At 46.2% G+C, this 17212-nt stretch carries 18 protein-coding genes and 3 pseudogenes; 15 read left to right on the top strand and 6 right to left on the bottom strand.

What is annotated here, in order from left to right:
• A complete protein-coding gene (locus tag G4O42_RS16625; protein WP_032876288.1) occupies window positions 1-1428 on the bottom strand; it encodes a lipase in 1428 nt (475 codons plus the stop codon).
• 51 nt (window positions 1429-1479) lie between these two features.
• Between G4O42_RS16625 and G4O42_RS16620 the strand changes: the two genes are divergently transcribed.
• Complete coding sequence (locus tag G4O42_RS16620; RefSeq protein WP_012118522.1) at window positions 1480-1794, top strand: DUF1433 domain-containing protein; 315 nt, start codon at window positions 1480-1482, stop codon at window positions 1792-1794.
• A gap of 181 nt (window positions 1795-1975) precedes the next feature.
• Here G4O42_RS16620 and G4O42_RS20035 read toward each other — a convergent pair.
• Window positions 1976-2086, bottom strand: a pseudogene (locus G4O42_RS20035) (sporulation transcription factor Spo0A); the annotation flags it as partial.
• 96 nt (window positions 2087-2182) lie between these two features.
• Window positions 2183-2588, bottom strand: a pseudogene (locus G4O42_RS16615) (lipase); the annotation flags it as partial.
• 54 nt (window positions 2589-2642) lie between these two features.
• Between G4O42_RS16615 and G4O42_RS16610 the strand changes: the two are divergent.
• From G4O42_RS16610 to G4O42_RS16595, 4 genes and pseudogenes are all read left to right on the top strand, one after another.
• Window positions 2643-2957: a DUF1433 domain-containing protein gene (locus tag G4O42_RS16610; RefSeq protein WP_032876294.1), complete on the top strand. Its 315-nt coding sequence runs from the start codon at window positions 2643-2645 to the stop codon at window positions 2955-2957.
• A gap of 132 nt (window positions 2958-3089) precedes the next feature.
• Window positions 3090-3374 (top strand): DUF1433 domain-containing protein, encoded by a 285-nt coding sequence (locus G4O42_RS16605; RefSeq protein WP_045555104.1) that lies wholly within the window; start codon window positions 3090-3092, stop codon window positions 3372-3374.
• 248 nt (window positions 3375-3622) lie between these two features.
• Window positions 3623-3785: pseudogene (locus G4O42_RS16600) on the top strand (DUF3237 family protein); the annotation flags it as partial.
• Between the two features lie 21 nt (window positions 3786-3806).
• Entirely contained in the window at window positions 3807-4295 is a 489-nt protein-coding gene (locus tag G4O42_RS16595) for a phenolic acid decarboxylase (protein WP_014305882.1), read from the top strand.
• A gap of 42 nt (window positions 4296-4337) precedes the next feature.
• Here G4O42_RS16595 and paiA read toward each other — a convergent pair whose 3' ends face one another.
• Window positions 4338-4856 carry a spermidine/spermine N(1)-acetyltransferase gene (gene paiA, locus G4O42_RS16590; protein ID WP_029325823.1) on the bottom strand — a complete coding sequence of 173 codons (519 nt, stop codon included), beginning with the start codon at window positions 4854-4856 and terminating at the stop codon, window positions 4338-4340.
• A 132-nt stretch (window positions 4857-4988) separates the two neighbouring features.
• Here paiA and G4O42_RS16585 point away from each other — a divergent pair, with 132 nt between their 5' ends.
• Both G4O42_RS16585 and G4O42_RS16580 read left to right on the top strand, forming a co-directional pair.
• Window positions 4989-5618 (top strand): YczE/YyaS/YitT family protein, encoded by a 630-nt coding sequence (locus G4O42_RS16585; RefSeq protein WP_032876301.1) that lies wholly within the window; start codon window positions 4989-4991, stop codon window positions 5616-5618.
• A gap of 80 nt (window positions 5619-5698) precedes the next feature.
• A complete protein-coding gene (locus G4O42_RS16580; protein ID WP_025853511.1) occupies window positions 5699-6229 on the top strand; it encodes a dihydrofolate reductase family protein in 531 nt (176 codons plus the stop codon).
• 38 nt (window positions 6230-6267) lie between these two features.
• Here G4O42_RS16580 and G4O42_RS16575 read toward each other — a convergent pair whose 3' ends face one another.
• Window positions 6268-7716, bottom strand: a complete 1449-nt coding sequence (locus G4O42_RS16575; RefSeq protein ID WP_032876305.1) for a carboxylesterase/lipase family protein — start codon at window positions 7714-7716, stop codon at window positions 6268-6270.
• Window positions 7717-7795: 79 nt separating this feature from the next.
• Window positions 7796-8251: an HTH-type transcriptional regulator SlrR gene (gene slrR / locus G4O42_RS16570; protein WP_032876308.1), complete on the bottom strand. Its 456-nt coding sequence runs from the start codon at window positions 8249-8251 to the stop codon at window positions 7796-7798.
• A gap of 243 nt (window positions 8252-8494) precedes the next feature.
• Here slrR and G4O42_RS16565 point away from each other — a divergent pair, with 243 nt between their 5' ends.
• From G4O42_RS16565 to G4O42_RS16530, 8 genes are all read left to right on the top strand, one after another.
• Window positions 8495-9202 carry a YveK family protein gene (locus G4O42_RS16565; protein WP_031378299.1) on the top strand — a complete coding sequence of 236 codons (708 nt, stop codon included), beginning with the start codon at window positions 8495-8497 and terminating at the stop codon, window positions 9200-9202.
• 5 nt (window positions 9203-9207) lie between these two features.
• Entirely contained in the window at window positions 9208-9888 is a 681-nt protein-coding gene (locus G4O42_RS16560) for a protein tyrosine kinase EpsB (protein WP_007407393.1), read from the top strand.
• A 220-nt stretch (window positions 9889-10108) separates the two neighbouring features.
• Window positions 10109-11926 (top strand): polysaccharide biosynthesis protein, encoded by a 1818-nt coding sequence (locus G4O42_RS16555; RefSeq protein ID WP_171006736.1) that lies wholly within the window; start codon window positions 10109-10111, stop codon window positions 11924-11926.
• Between the two features lie 15 nt (window positions 11927-11941).
• Window positions 11942-13081, top strand: a complete 1140-nt coding sequence (locus G4O42_RS16550) for a glycosyltransferase family 4 protein (protein WP_032876311.1) — start codon at window positions 11942-11944, stop codon at window positions 13079-13081.
• A complete protein-coding gene (epsE, locus tag G4O42_RS16545; protein ID WP_032876314.1) occupies window positions 13078-13920 on the top strand; it encodes a glycosyltransferase EpsE in 843 nt (280 codons plus the stop codon). Before G4O42_RS16550 ends, epsE begins: the two co-directional genes overlap by 4 nt.
• Entirely contained in the window at window positions 13913-15049 is a 1137-nt protein-coding gene (locus G4O42_RS16540; RefSeq protein ID WP_032876317.1) for a glycosyltransferase family 1 protein, read from the top strand. The genes epsE and G4O42_RS16540 overlap by 8 nt, the downstream gene beginning before the upstream one ends.
• 3 nt (window positions 15050-15052) lie before the next feature.
• Window positions 15053-16156 carry a biofilm exopolysaccharide biosynthesis protein EpsG gene (locus tag G4O42_RS16535; RefSeq protein ID WP_032876320.1) on the top strand — a complete coding sequence of 368 codons (1104 nt, stop codon included), beginning with the start codon at window positions 15053-15055 and terminating at the stop codon, window positions 16154-16156.
• An 18-nt stretch (window positions 16157-16174) separates the two neighbouring features.
• Window positions 16175-17212: a glycosyltransferase family 2 protein gene (locus tag G4O42_RS16530; RefSeq protein WP_032876323.1), complete on the top strand. Its 1038-nt coding sequence runs from the start codon at window positions 16175-16177 to the stop codon at window positions 17210-17212.

Below are 17212 nucleotides of genomic sequence, written 5' to 3'. Positions count from 1 at the left end.
TCATCTTAACCAGTTTGCGAGCATCTGGTCTTTTTCCTGAAATTCATCCGCTATTTTATGTAAGAATCCGCCAATCTCTTCAAGGTCCGTAATCGCCGCCTGCAAGGAATCAATAAACGCCTGCTCAGCCTGAGTGTCATAAAAAATCGGGCCTTTATCGTAGGATTGCGCAATATCTTCAATGGTATTGGTCACGTCCTGTGCTTGAAGCTGATCAAACAAGCCGTGTCCGACTTGGCCGTAAAATTCTGTTTTCAGCTCGGCGACTTTTTCATCGTGCTCCTGATAGGCGTTTTGCGCTTCTTTTTTCATCGTCCGCAAATCCTCAGTCATAGCCTGCACCTTTTCAGCCAGCTTCTTTGCGTTTTTCGGCGTTACTTTTATTGTATCTGCGCTTCCGATCGCACCGGCCGGCAGAAGAGCGCCGAGGTTTTTATCGAAGACTAACTCATCTCCGTTCGGATTTGCAATAGTGCCGTTTCTATCGAACACGAAATTTGCTTCGTTTAAGCCGTGTGTATCCGGATTTCTCAGAATGACGGTAGTGAAGAAATAAGCGAGATTTTTTCCGATCTGCTCGCTCAATTTCCCATCAAGCCGCTGCTTCCGGCTGAACTGTGAGAGCGAGGGGTTTTTCGTATAAATCGTTGTCCCGTTGTGGCGGTCATATTCGTTCCAATAACCTGCCCCGACCATGTCGTCCGGATTGATAATTGACCGGATGTAAGGATCATATATGCCGCTGTTGATGTCTTTCTGTGTTTCTTCATCGTGCAGTTTTACGACGGAAGGACTGTTAAACGCGACGGCGTACACATCATTATTCACCGCGCTGTATTCGGCCTCAGCGCCGCCGAGTGAATGGCCGGTTGTTGAAATAATCGTTGACGTTCCGGCATACTTTTTCTTTACGCTGCGTACCAGCTGATCGGCTTGATCAATTTGCGATGTTTTCGTCATCAGCTTATACTTTCCGGTTGTGAGCATGGCGTCTTGAGAGGGCGTTCCATTGTATTTTCCGAGTGTTTTCGAGGTATCCTTTGCGTCTTTTTTTACAATATAATGTACTTCTTTTTTCGGATCATTTCCGAAAACAATATTGCCGCCGTCCGCTTTTACGCCGTCATTGATCGGGTCTTTTCCGATATCGGTTCCCGCAAAGGCGACGACCACGTTTTCGGGGTTTTTTGATTTTATCCATTTTCCGTTTTTGGACTTGATGCCTTTTGAGAATACAAAGGCATCAAGACCCGTACCAGAATCCTGCTTCACTTTCTCAACGTACCAATATGACGTCTTACTTATTTTATAAGGAGTTTTATATTTCATATGCAGGGCTAACATTTTATAATTGTAAGCTGCTTGACTCAAACGGTAATATTCTTTATCTGTGACATTAGAGACGGTTATTTCTTTTCCTTTTGGCATATATACATCACCTTTCTTATATTGTAAAATAGTTCCGAAAGGATGATACGCATGAGAAAATACATTATTATCCTAATTGTTATAATTATAGCAGTGGGAGGGTTTTTCGTGAAGCGTCAATATGATAAACATAAAAACGAAGAAAAACTTGTGATTGAGGCGCAAGAGCACATGAAGAATTACTTAAAAAAAGACTATAAAAATGTGCAGGAAGTTCATTTTTCAAAAGACTACAATATCGATCCGACAGGCGGAGTTGAAGTTTCAGGCTACATAAATAATAATAAAGAAAAAGAATTTTCCGGTATATATGATCCAACGAACAAGGAGATAGGTATTTCAGTGGTCAATGCCGAAGAAAGGTAAAATACCCACCTCAGGGATGAGTGGGTATTTATTTTGTTTAATTATCTTACAAAATTCGTGATATGTTTCTCATACAGTTCAAACCTATTCCTGAGACCAATCGCCTCAACCGTCTCATTTGTCGAGGTATCCCCGATATTAATGGTACAAATATCATGACAACTCAACGATAGGAAAAACGTCAGATCAGCATTTCACTCGCTTTAAGTTCCAATCTTAACTTGTCAGCAACAATCGCGATGAATTCTGAATTGGTTAGCTTTGCTTTTGACATGCTGAAAGTATATTCATATCAAGTTTTCAGTAGTTGCGTTTACTTAATCCATGAGGGGAAGTCCAAGAAGCACTGCAATATTAAGCTATCAAATATTTAGGTGAGCAAATTACTATTGTAGGTTCCGACCGTTCGATGTATCCTCCGTATCTTCTTTTACAAAATAATACACTTCTTTTTTCGGATCATTTCCGAAAACAATATTCCCGCAGTCAAAGATCGGGCCATTTGTAATATCGGTTCCCGCAAAGGCGACGACCACGTTTTCGGGATTTTTTGATTTTACCCATTTTCCGTTTTTCTTCACTGCTTGTACTAATACAACCGCATCAAGTCCTGTATTATCGTCTGATTTTATTTGATCGACGTACCAGTGAGTAGTTTTTGAAATGGAAGAATTAATGCGTATATAATCGTTCTTCTCTAATTTCCTTTTAAGATAGTCATAGTTATAAGCACGTTGACTCATCCTGTAATATGTTTCATCTGTCAGGCTTGAAGTCCAATTTTTCTTGCTCAAGATATATAGCGCCTTTCTTCATGTAAAATAGGGTAGGGAAAGGGATGATTTTTTTTGAATAAATACCTTATTATTGTACTGGTGTTAATTATAACCGTTGGAGGGTTGATTATGAAGCATCAATATGATGTGAAAAAGGAAGAAAAGGCTCTTTTTGAAAAAGCCAAAAGTAAAATGACCGAATACTTGCATCACGAGTACAAGGGAATAGAGAAAATTTCTTATGATGATTATTTTATTGATCCAACTGGCGGAATTACAGTTGAGGGGTATCTAAACGGCGATAAAACTAAGGAATTTGACGGTTTATATGATCCTGTAGGTGACAAAATAGGGAGCTCCTCTGTGGATGCGGAAGAAAAATCTTAAGACGCCTAAATGCACCGGATGTCATCACCATTTTTCTAGTCCGCGAGCTTCATCATAACTTATGAAACGGATGATTCTGTGAAAAAATACATTATGATCTTCATTATCTTAATAGCAGCCGGAGGTTTTATAATGAAGAGTATGAATGATAAAAATGTTCAGGCTGAAGAGATAAAGATTGCTCAGGAACGAATGGAGAAATTTATCAAAGCGAACTACGACGGAATACATAACGTTACATTTAAAGATAAATACGAGATAGATCCAATGGGCGGGATAGAGATATTTGGCTATTACAACGATGATACATCGAATAAATTTGACGGTATTTATGATAAGGCAAATGACAAGATTATGGGACACACTATAGATGCTGTGAGAAAGAAAGAATGCAGAGATAGAGATTGCGATTACTAAGAAGACGCTCGTCTGGCGTTTTTTGATAGGAGCATACACTAAACGAAAAGACAAGGGGCCGGCATTTGCCGCCCTTGTCTTTTTTCATTGAACATTGGAGAACATAATCAGAAACAGCTCATTATTTGACAGTCCATTTTAACAGCGTTACAATTAAACGTGTAAATAGTTACATGTTTAAGTAAACATAATAACTCGGGAGGTGATACGTCCTTGAATGAACCTTCTTTAAAAAAGTCATTTATGAGTCAGTGAACCGCATCATTGATCCCGAGCATGTTTATTTCCGTACTGTGCCTGTGTTTGAAACAAGCAGCGAGGCATATCAGCATCTGCAGGACCGACTGTTTATCGGGGGCTGCGGTCCGATTGCCGGATGACATTCGGTTAGATATTTATGAAGTTCAATAATAATATGGAGAGTGAGTCAACATGGAAAACTTTATCGGAAGCCATATGATTTACACGTATGAAAACGGCTGGGAGTATGAAATCTATATTAAAAATGATCATACGATCGACTATCGGATTCATAGCGGAATGGTAGGCGGCCGCTGGGTGCGCGACCAGGAAGTGAATATCGTCAAGCTGACAGAAGGCGTATACAAAGTGTCATGGACTGAACCGACAGGCACAGACGTTTCCTTAAACTTTATGCCGAATGAAAAACGGATGCACGGAATTATTTTCTTCCCGAAATGGGTGCATGAGCATCCGGAAATCACGGTGTGCTACCAAAATGATTACATTGACGTGATGAAAGAGTCACGTGAGAAATATGAAACATACCCGAAATATGTCGTTCCCGAGTTTGCGGATATTACGTATCTCAACAATGCGGGAATCAATAACGAAACACTGATTTCAGAAGCGCCGTACGAAGGAATGACCGATGATATCCGTGCGGGAAAATTAAAATAAGAGAAAAAACCCGGCAGCTTGGCCGGGTTTTTTTGTATCCTTTTACGACAGGGTTTTGGTCATGATAATGTCGACTTGTTTATCATCCCCCATATAAAAAGAGTGTTCTCCAGTTTGGACAAACCCCATTTTTTGATAAAAGGCAATTGCATTTTCGTTTTTTTCCCATACGCCCAGCCAGATGTTCTTTTTATTGTGTGCTGTTGCGATTTTCACAGCTTCATTCAGCAGATATTTGCCAAGCCCGTGTTTCTGATGGTTTTTTCTTATATAAATTCTCTCAATCTCAAGAGAATCTTCCCCCATTTTTTCTGACTGTGCTTCGTTCATGTTGACTTTTACATACCCCGCAAGGTCATCATGATAATAAACAAAATAGAATTGAGAAGACAGATTGGATAATTCCTTTTTCAGCTGTTCAGAGCGAAATGCATTTTCCAAATAAGCTTTCATATTTTCAGGTGAATTTTGATCCTTAAATGTATCATTGAATGTTTCAATGCTTATCTCCCGGAGCTCTGTTATATCGTTAAGGCTGCACTTTTTTAATTGAATACTCATGGTCATACAGCTCCTTTCTTCATTTATCATATCAGCTGATTTTTTGTTGTATTTGCAATGAAAATACCGTATAGTAAACATATCGTATTTTTGTTGTATTTGCAACATAAATAAGAAAATGAGGACGATAAAGTGAAATATGTTTTTTATGTTTTAGGAATCATGATCTTGACCTTTGGTGTTTCTGTCACGATTCAATCAGGGCTTGGAACGTCGCCTTTTGATGCGCTTATTGTGGGATTGTCCGTCCATGCAGGGCTTACCGTGGGAAGCTGGGAAATCATCATCGCTTTCCTGTTAATTTGCTGTAATTCAATGTTAAAAAGGCAAAGGCCGGAATTTTCAGGGATGATTACGGCGTTTATAACGGGAATCGGGATTGATATGTGGCTTTTTTTTCTGCATCGAGTCATAACGCCTGAACTGTGGTACGGAAAAGCGGGCTGTTTTGCAATCGGTGTAGTTGTGATAGGGATAGGAACCGCAACCTATCTGCATACAAATTTCGCCCCGATCCCGGTTGATCGGTTAACGCTAATTGTCCGCGATTTAACCGGGAGAAGCATCTTTTTTTCAAGAACGGTCATTTACTTCATATTTTTCATACTGGCCGTGATGCTAAAAGGTCCGGTAGGCATCGGAACGTTATTAACCGTTTGTTTAGGAGGGATCATCCTTCATTTCTTTATGCCGATTACCGGAAGATGGATAGACGGCATATTAACAGCATCTCCAAAACAGGAAGAAACGAAAACCCGGTAACGGGGGTTTTTACCCGATTCTATCATTTTTTCATTTCATCCGTATGTTCAAGGTATAATAAAAAAGGGGGAGGGATTTTTATGAGCGGTCAAAGAAAACTCGTTTTTTACGGAGCTGTCAGCGCAGATGGTTATCTTGCGCGGGAAAATCATTCTTTAGATTGGTTAATCGGAACTGAAGGTGAAGACAGCACCGATTATGAAGCTTTCTATGAATCTGTCGATACGATCATCATGGGCAGAAAAACATACGAAGAAATATTGGTTTTATTGCCTGAGGAATTTCCGTACAAAGGTAAAGAATGCTATGTGTTTTCGCGGACATTGACCGGGCGTACTGAACATGTGCGGTTTATTCATGAAGAGCCTGCCGATTTTATAAAAGCATTGAAACGCCAAGAAGGCAAGCGGATTTGGATTGTCGGCGGGAGTGATCTGCTGCACCCGGTTTTGGAGGAAAAACTTGTCGATGAGTTTATCATTCAGATCGCCCCCGTTCTGCTCGGCCGCGGAATTTCTTTGTTCAAACCAGGAGACCGGGAGACAGGGCTGAAGCTGACTGATGTCAGGCGCTATAAGCAATTTGCGGAGTTGCATTATGAAGTGAGATGAAAACGAAACGCCAAGGGAGCCAGCTCCCTTGGCGTTTTTTATGCTTGAAACAGGATGCGGCGTTTTGCTGAATCGGGATCACTTTCGACAGCGGTATCCGTGTTGAAAAGCAAAGTTTCGCGTGAATCGGTTTCATATTCAGGCCAATTGAAGTGAGAGGTGTTCGGGTTTCCGGTTTTTGCAAAAGCGAGCCATGCGGATTGGATTTGTTTGGAAAGCTGTTCTGCGTCATCACCGAGCGGTTCTTGCAGCGTCTTTCTCAAAGAATCAAAGTTTCCGAACACAAACGGCAATTCCAGAGCGTGAACGGCTTTATGAAACGGCGGTGTTTCGCCATGCCAATCAAAGCGGTACATCCAGACCGGTGCGTGCTGCGACTGTCCTTGTGCGAAAGCGACAGCCGGCCGCCAGAAAATCAGATCCGTCATCATATCGATTTGTCCCTTTAATGAATGCGGATATAAATCTGCCGCTTGCTCGGTGCAGTTCTCTCCGAGGTGATAATGCAAATAATCTTGCTGCTTTTTCTCGGAATGAATGTCTGTATCAGGGGTGAAAAACAAATATGCTTCATCACGATTGGTTCCGATGATCATAGGTATGCCTTCTGCGGCCCCGTCTGCTATGGCTTTCACCGGTTCCGCAGGCAATGTGGCCGGATCGATAGCGGGCTGAAACAAAAGCTGAAAAATGTTTTGATCTAGTGAGCGCCGCACTTTATCCGCAGTCTTAAGCAGGTCATTAACGGAAAGCTCCTGCAATTGATCAGTGCCGGCTTCATGAATAAATGCTGCCGCGATGTCTTTTGCCATGTCCGCCGGGATCGTATGAGAGGCGCCGCTTTCTAAAATGGCTTTATGAAACAGGCCTTTTGCGTCAGGCATTGCCATAAGGGAGGCGATGCTCATGCCGCCTGCCGATTCACCAAATATCGTGACGTTATCCGGGTCCCCTCCGAATTCGGAGATATTGTCCTTCACCCAGCGCAGGGCGGCGATCTGATCGAGCAGCCCGATATTGGCGGAATACGCGTCATGAATAGAAGACAAATGTAAAAAGCCTAACGGTCCGAGCCTGTAATTGAGTGTCACTACAATGACATCTCCGTCAGCGGCAAGGGCAGATCCGTCGTAAAGCGGTTCGCTTCCGGCACCTAAATAAAATGCTCCGCCATGTATCCATACCATGACAGGCTTTTTTTCGCCCTCTGAATCGGGGGCGAAAACATTGAGGTAAAGGCAATCTTCAGATTGAGCCGGTATATCTCCGGAAAACGATATAGACAGCATATCATCCGGCTGCGGACAAATCGGCCCGAACGAGTCGGCATGTTTTACGCCGTCCCAAGGTGCGGGAGGTTCCGGCGCTTTAAATCTGAGCTCTCCGACGGGCGGCTTCGCGTACGGTATGCCCTTCCATGTGCGGACACCGCGGCCGGCAGTTCCTTTCAGTGCGCCGGAGCGGGTTTGAACGGTAAGTTTTGTCATCATTTCATCCCCTTTTTCTTTTCATTATAAACAGAGATGAAGACATGAAGCGAATAAAAGCCTTTTCATCAGCATATCATCAGTAACGCTTCCGTTCTAAAAATGATCTGACTTCCTGAACGGACAAGCCGAGTTCTTTGGCTTCCTGCATCAGCGCTTTCCATTCCTCAATGTTGGATTCAGTCAGTTTTCTGTTGCGGTAGGGTGCGGGCTCCGAGCGTTTTTCAGTCAGTTTGTTCGTAAAGGTGAACAGTTCTTCTTTCGGCATGCCCGACTGCACGGCCTGCACAAGATGGATGCGCCACTCATCTTCCGTGTCTCCCATGTGATGCAGCATCGTTTCGGCATCAAAAAGCTCCGTCAGATCGACCTGCAGGGTGGCGGATACTTTTTTCAGAAATTGGATGGACGGATTTGAGTGAACCCCCCGTTCTATCTTGCTTAAATAAGATTTAGAGACACCTGCTTCAACTGCTAGCTGATTAATAGAGTAGCCTTTTCTTCTGCGGTATAAACGAATTATTCTTCCAATCATTGTGCTGAATTCTCCCCTGTATACTGGCTTTTTTTGTTCATTATAAGAAATCTTTCGTTCTTTATAAAATTTAAAATTATAAGGTAAGTGCAGTAAATAAGAGGAAAATCATGATAATGTTCTCTAAAAAGAACCAAATGGCTTAATTTGAAATTTTCAAATTTCGACCTTTTCTTTTATAATCCAATCATTAACAGAAGGGGGCGTTTAAGCCTGATGCAATAAGGATGAGGCTGTAATTACATGAATGAGAATATGAGTTTCAAAGAATTATTTGACATTATTAAACACAGATTTTTACTGATTTTTATCATGACAGCAGTTGTAACGCTGGTGACGGGATACATCCAATTCCGGGTGATTTCGCCCGTTTATCAGTCATCGACCCAAGTGCTCATTCATGAAACAAGCGGTGAAAAAAATTCGAATCTCAGCGACGTTCAGCTGAATCTTCATTACAACAATACGTTTCAAACGATAATGAAAAGCCCGGTTGTGCTTGAGAAAGTGAAGCAGACGCTGCATCTTTCTGAGACGGCATCCGCTTTAAAAGCAAAGATCACGACAAGCAGCGAAACCGATTCAGAGATCATTACCGTAGCGGTGCAGGACGAGAATCCGAAACAGGCCGCCGCTATAGCGAACACGCTGATGAAGACATTTAAAAAAGAAGTCCGTGACAGGATGAATATAAAAGGCGTCATTGTTTTGTCTGAGGCAAAAGCATCGGAAAGCCCGATGGTCAAGCCTTCGCGCATCCGAAATATCATGATGGCGTTCGGTGCGGCTCTCATGGCGGGTGTGACGCTTGCGTTTTTTCTCCACTTTCTTGATGAAACCGTTAAAAGCGAGCGGCAGCTCAGCGAAAAAACAGACTTGCCTGTTTTAGGGGTTGTGTATGACATCAAAAATCAGCAGACACGGTCTGATGAAAAACATTTCGGGGAGTGAGGCGTTTGGGATTCAGAAAAAAGAAATCAAGAAGGGGACTGGCTCAAATATCCGTTTTACATCACAAATCATTGGTGGCTGAACAATACCGCACCATTCGGACAAATATTGAGTTCTCCTCTGTTCAGACCCATTTGCGCTCTATTCTCGTCACTTCTTCCGTTCCGGGAGAAGGAAAATCATTCAGCGCCGCCAACCTTGCCGCGGTATTTGCGCAGCAGGAAAAAAAGGTGCTGCTCGTCGATGCGGATTTACGAAAACCGACGATACACGAGACCTATCAGCTTGAAAATGTACAAGGCCTTACGAATGTATTAGTCGGAAACGCTTCCCTCGGCGAAACGGTGCAAAAAACGCTGATTGACAACCTCTATGTCTTAACGAGCGGGCCGACGCCGCCGAATCCGGCCGAGCTTTTATCTTCAAAGGCGATGGGAGAGCTGATTCAGGAGATGTACAGCCGGTACAGTCTGGTTATTTTCGATTCACCTCCACTTTTGGCTGTGGCGGACGGACAGATTTTAGCGAATCAGACAGATGGAAGCGTTCTCGTCGTCTTGAGCGGAAAAACGAAAATGGATACCGTCCAAAAGGCGAGAGACGCGCTCCAGCAGTCAAAGGCAAAGCTTTTGGGGGCGCTACTGAATAAAAAGAAAATCAAAAAAACGGAGCACTACTCGTATTGAGCGGTGCAGGTGATGTCTCCTTACCTTTATCAACGGAGGCACTCGGCTCTGCTGTGGGCGGCGTTTTTCGCTGCCTTAGATGCTGGTCGTCGGTGGCGGGGTGTGAGGACGGGTTAAATGCCCAATTTATCTTAAGATGATGCATTGTTATCGGCTTAGCTGTTATGTCTGTTTTTACGAAAACCGTATCAGCTAAACCGATAAATGAGGAGGGGAAAGATTGACTTACCGGAGAAGACTTTCAATGATTTTTGCATTGGATACGTATCTCGTTTTACTTTCCGTTGTTATAGGATATCAATTTTTTGAGGATTCTTATCACTTTTATGACTCCGGAGCGTTGCTGCTGACTGCCGTGAGCATGCTGATCAGCCATCATGTATGCGCTTTTATGTTTCACCAGTATAAGCAGGTATGGACGTACACGGGAATAGGCGAGCTGCTTGCCTTGATGAAGGGGATCACGCTGTCAGCAGCCGTAACGGCGGCCGTCCAATACGGGGTGTTCCACACGATTTTGTTCCGGCTGTTGGCCGTCAGCTGGATGGTTCAGCTATTGTTCATCGGAGGAAGCCGGATGATTTCACGGGTGCTGAAAGAAACGATCGGCAGGAAGCAAAATGACTCTTCCCGGGCGCTGATCATCGGCGCAGGTTCGGGGGGGACGCTGCTCGTCCGTCAGCTTACCCAGAAAAACGATCTCGGAATCATGCCTGTGGCTTTTATTGATGATGATCAGACGAAGCATAAGCTCGAAATCATGGGCCTGCCCGTCATCGGCGGAAAAGAAAGCATTATGCCGGCGGTGCAGAGGCTGAGAATTCACCATATCATCATTGCCATTCCGTCTCTTTGCACCCATGAGCTTCAGACGTTATACAAAGAATGTGTGCAGACGGGCGCCCATATTAAAATCATGCCGCAATTTGACGAGATCCTGCTCGGAACGCAGGCTGCCGGACACATCAGAGATGTAAAAGCCGAAGATCTGCTCGGCAGAAAGCCGGTCACCCTTGATACGAGCAAAATTTCTGACAGCATCAAGGGAAAAACGATTCTGGTCACGGGCGCCGGCGGCTCAATCGGTTCTGAGATCTGCCGCCAGATCAGCGCGTTTCTTCCGCGGGAAATCGTCCTTCTCGGCCACGGAGAAAACAGCATTCATTCCGTACATACCGAGCTGTCCGCACGCTTCGGCAAAGAGGTGCTCTTTCACGCGGAGATCGCCGATATTCAGGACAGAGATAAAATCTTTACTTTGATGAAAAAATACGAGCCGCACGTCGTCTATCATGCGGCTGCCCATAAACATGTGCCGTTAATGGAACATAATCCGGAAGAAGCCGTTAAAAACAACATTATCGGCACGAAAAATGTCGCCGAAGCCGCCGACATGTGCGGAACGGAAACATTCGTGCTGATTTCTTCTGATAAAGCGGTCAATCCGGCCAATGTCATGGGCGCGACGAAACGGTTTGCGGAAATGGTCATCATGAACCTCGGAAAGATCAGCCGCACCAAATTCGCCGCCGTCCGTTTCGGAAATGTGCTCGGAAGCCGCGGCAGCGTAATCCCGATTTTCAAAAAGCAGATTGAAAAAGGCGGACCTGTCACCGTCACGCACCCGGCGATGACAAGATATTTTATGACGATTCCCGAAGCGTCAAGACTCGTCATTCAGGCGGGGGCGCTTGCAAAAGGGCGGCAGATTTTCGTTCTGGATATGGGAGAACCCGTCAAAATCGTCGATCTGGCCAAAAACCTGATTCATTTATCAGGCTATACGACAGAACAGATTCCCATCGAATTCTCCGGCATCCGTCCGGGAGAAAAGATGTATGAAGAATTGCTGAATCATAATGAAGTACATACGGAGCAGATTTTTCCGAAAATCCATATCGGGAAAGCGGTGGACGGGAATTGGGCCGTGCTCATCCGTTTTATGGAGGAATTCAGCCGTCTGCCTGAAGATGAGCTGAGAAAACGGCTGTTTGAGGCGATCGAATCAGTACATGAAGAAGCGGCCGCAGGCGTGTGATGGGAGGACAGAAAGATGACGAAAAAAGTATTATTCTGCGCCACTGTCGATTATCATTTTAAAGCCTTTCATCTTCCGTATTTTCAATGGTTTCAGGATATGGGGTGGGAAGTGCACGTCGCGGCAGGCGGCAATATGAATCTTCCGTTCGTTGATGAAAAGTTTTCCATTCCAATCCGGCGCTCGCCGTTTCATCCCGAAAATCTTTCTGTTTACAGGCGGCTGAAACGGCTCATTCAGGACAACGGCTACGACATGATTCACTGCCATACGCCGGTCGGCGGCGTGCTCGCACGCCTTGCTGCGAGACAAGCGCGCCAAAAAGGGACAAAGGTGCTGTACACCGCGCACGGTTTTCACTTCTGCGACGGAGCGCCTCTGAAAAACTGGCTTCTTTATTACCCGATCGAAAAATTTCTTTCTTCTTATACGGATTGTCTGATTACGATTAATGAAGAGGATTACGAACGGGCCAAGCAAATGAAAAAAACAGCTTGCGGCGCGAAAAAAATACACGGCATCGGGGTGAATACAGACAGGTTTCGCCCTGTGAGCCGGGAAGAGAGTGAACGTCTGAGAGAAAAACACGGCTTCAGCGCCGGGGAATTTATTCTCGTATACCCCGCTGAATTAAACGGCAATAAAAACCAGGGACTTCTCATTGAGGCTGCGGCATTGCTGAAGAACCGCATCCCGGAGCTGAAACTCGTATTTGCCGGAGAAGGCGCGATGGAAGCGCCGTACAGAAAAAAGGCTGAATCACTCGGTGTATCCGACATGGTGCGGTTTTACGGTTTTTGCCGCGATATTCATGAACTGATTCAGCTTGCCGATCTGTCTGTCGCCTCAAGCATCCGCGAAGGACTCGGCATGAATCTGCTTGAAGGAATGGCTGCCGAAAAGCCGGCCGTTGCCGCGGACAACAGGGGGCACCGTGAGATCATCGAAGACGGTGTGAACGGTTTTCTCGTGCCGGCCGGGGACAGCGCGGCGTTTGCCGATCGGATTGAAAAGCTGTACCGCTCCCCGGGGCTGCGAAAAGCAATGGGGCAAGAAGGGCGCAGGACGGCGGAATGTTTTTCAGAAACACGTACGGTAAAGGAAATGGCGCACATTTACGCCGGTTATATGGATAAAAAGGAGAAAAGCGTATGAATGCAGGAGCACAACCGAAAATTTCCGTGATCATGGGAATTTATAATTGCGAAGAGACTTTAGCGGAGAGTATAGAATCCATCCTGAGCCAATCGTATAAGAATTGGGAACTGATTATGTGTGATGACGCGTCAACTGACGGAACGTATCAGATTGCGCGCCGTTACGCGGATCATTACGGCGACCGGATCACGCTGATTCAAAATAAAACAAATCAACGGCTTGCCGCTTCGCTTAACCGCTGTCTGACATACGCAACGGGGGATTATATCGCCAGGCAGGACGGTGATGACATCTCCAACCCGAGGAGACTGGAAAAACAGGCCGCTTTCTTAAACAAGCACGCCCACTATCAAGTCGTAGGCACGGGAATGCTCGTATTTGACGAATTCGGTGTAAGGGGCGCCCGCCTTTTGCCGCCCGTGCCGAAACCGGGAATTATGGCGAAAGGCACACCGTTCTGCCACGGCACCATTATGATGCGGGCTGAAGCGTACAAAGCGCTTGGCGGCTACCGGTCAGTCAGGCGGACGCGGCGGATGGAGGATATCGATTTGTGGCTGCGCTTTTTTGAAGCGGGTTTCCGGGGGTACAATCTCCAAGAAACGCTGTATAAAGTCAGAGAGGACAGTGATGCGTTTAAAAGGAGATCGTTTACGTATTCCATTGATAATGCGATCCTCGTTTTTCAGGCATGCAGACGGCTGAAGCTGCCGCTTTCCCATTACGCGTATATCGCAAAACCGCTCATCCGCGCCATTACGCCGCCCGCGGTCATGAACCGTTATCATAAAAACAGGGACATCCGCCAAAAAGAAGGGCTTGCCGAACATGACTGACAAACCGATGCGGGTGCTGCACGTCTTCAGCGGTATGAACAGGGGCGGCGCAGAAACGATGATGATGAATTTGTACCGGAAGATGGACAGAACGAAGGTGCAGTTTGATTTTTTAACCCATAGGAACGATCCGTGCGCTTATGATGAGGAAATTCTCGCTCTCGGCGGACGGCTTTTTTATGTGCCGAGCATCGGCAGCACAAACCCAGTTACATTTGTGAAACAGGTCAAGCGGGTGATTAAGGAAAAAGGCCCGTTTGCCGCCGTGCACGCCCATACCGATTTTCAGTCTGGATTTATCGCATTGGCCGCTCGTTTAGCCGGCGTCCCGGTGCGGATCTGCCATTCGCACAGTACGTCGTGGCGGGGGCGGGCGTCGCGGCTTGCCGGGATGCAGCTGTTTGTTTTCAGACGGCTGATCACGGCAAACGCCACGGCACTGTGCGCCTGCGGAGAAGACGCGGGCCGTTTCTTATTCGGGAAAGAAAAAGACGTGCATCTTTTGCCGAACGGCATTGATCTCGACTTATTTGCCGGCGGGTGCGCGGACACAGAAGCTGAAAAAAGGAAGCGGGGCATTGCAGACGGCCGTTTGGTGATCGGCCATATCGGCCGCTTTACAGAAGAAAAAAACCATGAATTTCTGCTCCGGCTGGCCGCTGATATGAAAGAGCGGGGCATCGGTTTACAGCTGATTCTCGCCGGAGACGGTCCGCTTCGCACCGACATGGAAAATCTGGCGGCGAAGCTGGGGCTTGATGATGAGGTGCGTTTTATCGGCATAGAAGACCGCGTTCATGCCCTGCTGAAAACGCTGGATGTATTTGTCATGCCGTCTCTTTATGAAGGGCTGCCCGTCACGCTCGTTGAAGCGCAGGCCTCCGGGGTGCCGTGCGTGATATCAGACGGCATAACGGAAGAAGCCGATGCCGGGCTCGGGCTGGTCAAAAGGCTCAGCCTCAAAGAACCGCCCGGACAATGGGCATCCGCGGTTTTACGGGCAGCAGAGGCGGCAAAGCCTGACGGGGCGCGCATTAAAGAAACCCTCAGACGGCAGGGATATGACGCGGGAGAAAATGCGGGGGCTGTTATGAAGCTTTACAATATGAATTGGAAAAAGGAACAGTAACGAATGATTGTATACGTAGTCAATATGGGAATTGTGTATATTTGGTCATGGTTCGCCAAAATGTGCGGCGGGCGTGATCAATCGCTTTCGACCGGATACCGGCCGAATCAGCTCGTCATGATCGTTCCGCTGCTATCGCTCGTATTGGTCTCCGGCTTGCGCTACAGAGTCGGGACGGATTTTCAGACGTACGCGCTGATGTACAAGCTGGCGGGAAATTACGGCAGCATTTGGGAGATCTTCGGGTTCGGAGCGAAAAAAGCAGCCGTTGATCCGGGGTTTACGGCTCTCATCTGGCTCATGAATTTTATCACGAAAGATCCGCAAATTATGTATTTCACCGTGGGGGTCGTGACGTGCAGCTTTATTTTAAAGGGGCTCGTTGAGTTCGGCCGTCCGTTTGAGCTGAGTGTGTTTTTGTTTTTGGGCACGTATCACTATTACGCTTCCTTTAACGGGATCAGGCAGTATATGGTGGCGGCCGTTTTGTTTTGGGCCGTCCGCTACGTGATCAGCGGAAGCTGGAAGCGTTATATGTCAATCGTGCTGCTGTGTTCGCTTTTTCATTCCTCAGCGCTGATTATGATTCCGGTTTATTTTCTCGTCAGAAAAAGAGCCTGGTCGCCCGCGATTTTCGGACTGTCGGCATTGTTTCTTCTTATGACGTTCCTGTATCAGAAGTTCATTTCGCTGTTTGTCGTCGTGCTGGAAAACAGCTCGTACGGCCATTATGAGAAATGGCTGATGACCAATACGAATGGGATGAACGTCGTAAAAATCGCGGTGCTGCTTCTGCCGCTGTTTTTGGCTTTCTGCTATCGGGAGCGGCTGCGGAAGCTCTGGCCTGACATTGATGTCATCGTGAATTTCTGTCTGCTCGGCCTGCTCTTCGGTCTTTTGGCGACAAAGGATGTTATTTTTGCCCGGTTTAATATATATTTCGGCCTGTACCAAATGATCCTGATCCCTTATTTTGTGAGAATTTTTGATGAAAAATCAAATGCGCTGATTTATATCGCCATTATTGTCTGTTATTTTCTTTACAGTTACTTGCTTATGCCGGTCGATTCGTCTGTGCTTCCGTACAGAACGATTTTTTCCCGGTAATGGACACTGGAGGTTTATATGGAAACACCCGCGGTCAGTTTATTAATTGCTGTGTATAATACGGAAACTTATTTAGAAAGATGCTTAGATTCATTGCTCAATCAGTCGCTCGCCAATATCGAAATCGTGGCCGTTAATGACGGGTCAACGGATCAAAGCCCGGCGATTCTTGAAACCTATCAGAAGCGGGATGAGAGAATCAGGGTCATTCATCAGCAAAACCGGGGGCTCGGAGCCGTCCGCAACAGGGGAATCGAGGCGGCGCGCGGCGAATTTATCGCTTTTATTGATGCGGACGACTGGGTTGAACCTGATTATTGCCTGCGCATGTATAAAAAAGCGAAGGCTGATCAGGCTGATCTCGTGATTTGCGAATATGCGGCCGAGTTTGCGGATACGGGGAAAACCGCCGTTTCAACGATTGCTTCAGCGTACGAGGGCCGCCCGAAACAACGGTACCTGAGAGATTTATTTGAAGGAAGAGTCAGCGGTTTTTCATGGAACAAGCTGTACAAAAGAACCATGATCGAGCATCATCAGCTGCGCTTTCCGCTTCGTGATGAGCTGGAGCACGTGGAGGATCAGTACTTCAGCCTCCGGGCGCATGTTTTCGCAGGTGCGGTCTCGTACGTGGATCAGCCGCTCTATCATTATCGGATTCACTTGACTTCCATTGTGCAAAGCTATCAGAAAAAGCTGTTTGACTCAGGTCTCGTTCTCTATCGGCTGAACGAGGCTTTTTTGCGTGAAAACGGCTGCTTACAGGAATACCGGCAGGAGCTGGATTTTTTCATCGTTCAGCACGGAACAGTCTGCCTGCTGAATGAATGGAAGCGGAATAACGGCGGCCGGTTTTCTGAGAAGTGGAAGAATATCAGCCGGATATGCGCTGATCCCGTATTTCGCCTGAGCCTTTCCAAAACCGGAACGGCGCCGTTTGACGCCAAACGTTCATGCCTTCTGCTTTTGGCGAAGCTGAAGCTGATTCCGTTCGTGTCGCTGGCATCAGCCGCGTATCAGCGGGCAATCGAGTACAAAATGAAAATCAGAGGGTGA

The sequence above is a fragment of the Bacillus sp. LUNF1 genome (genome assembly GCF_011008975.1).
GTDB classification, from domain to species: Bacteria; Bacillota; Bacilli; order Bacillales; family Bacillaceae; genus Bacillus; species Bacillus velezensis.
The sequence above is the reverse complement of the archived record's forward strand: the minus strand, read 5'-3'. Positions and strand labels throughout refer to the sequence as shown.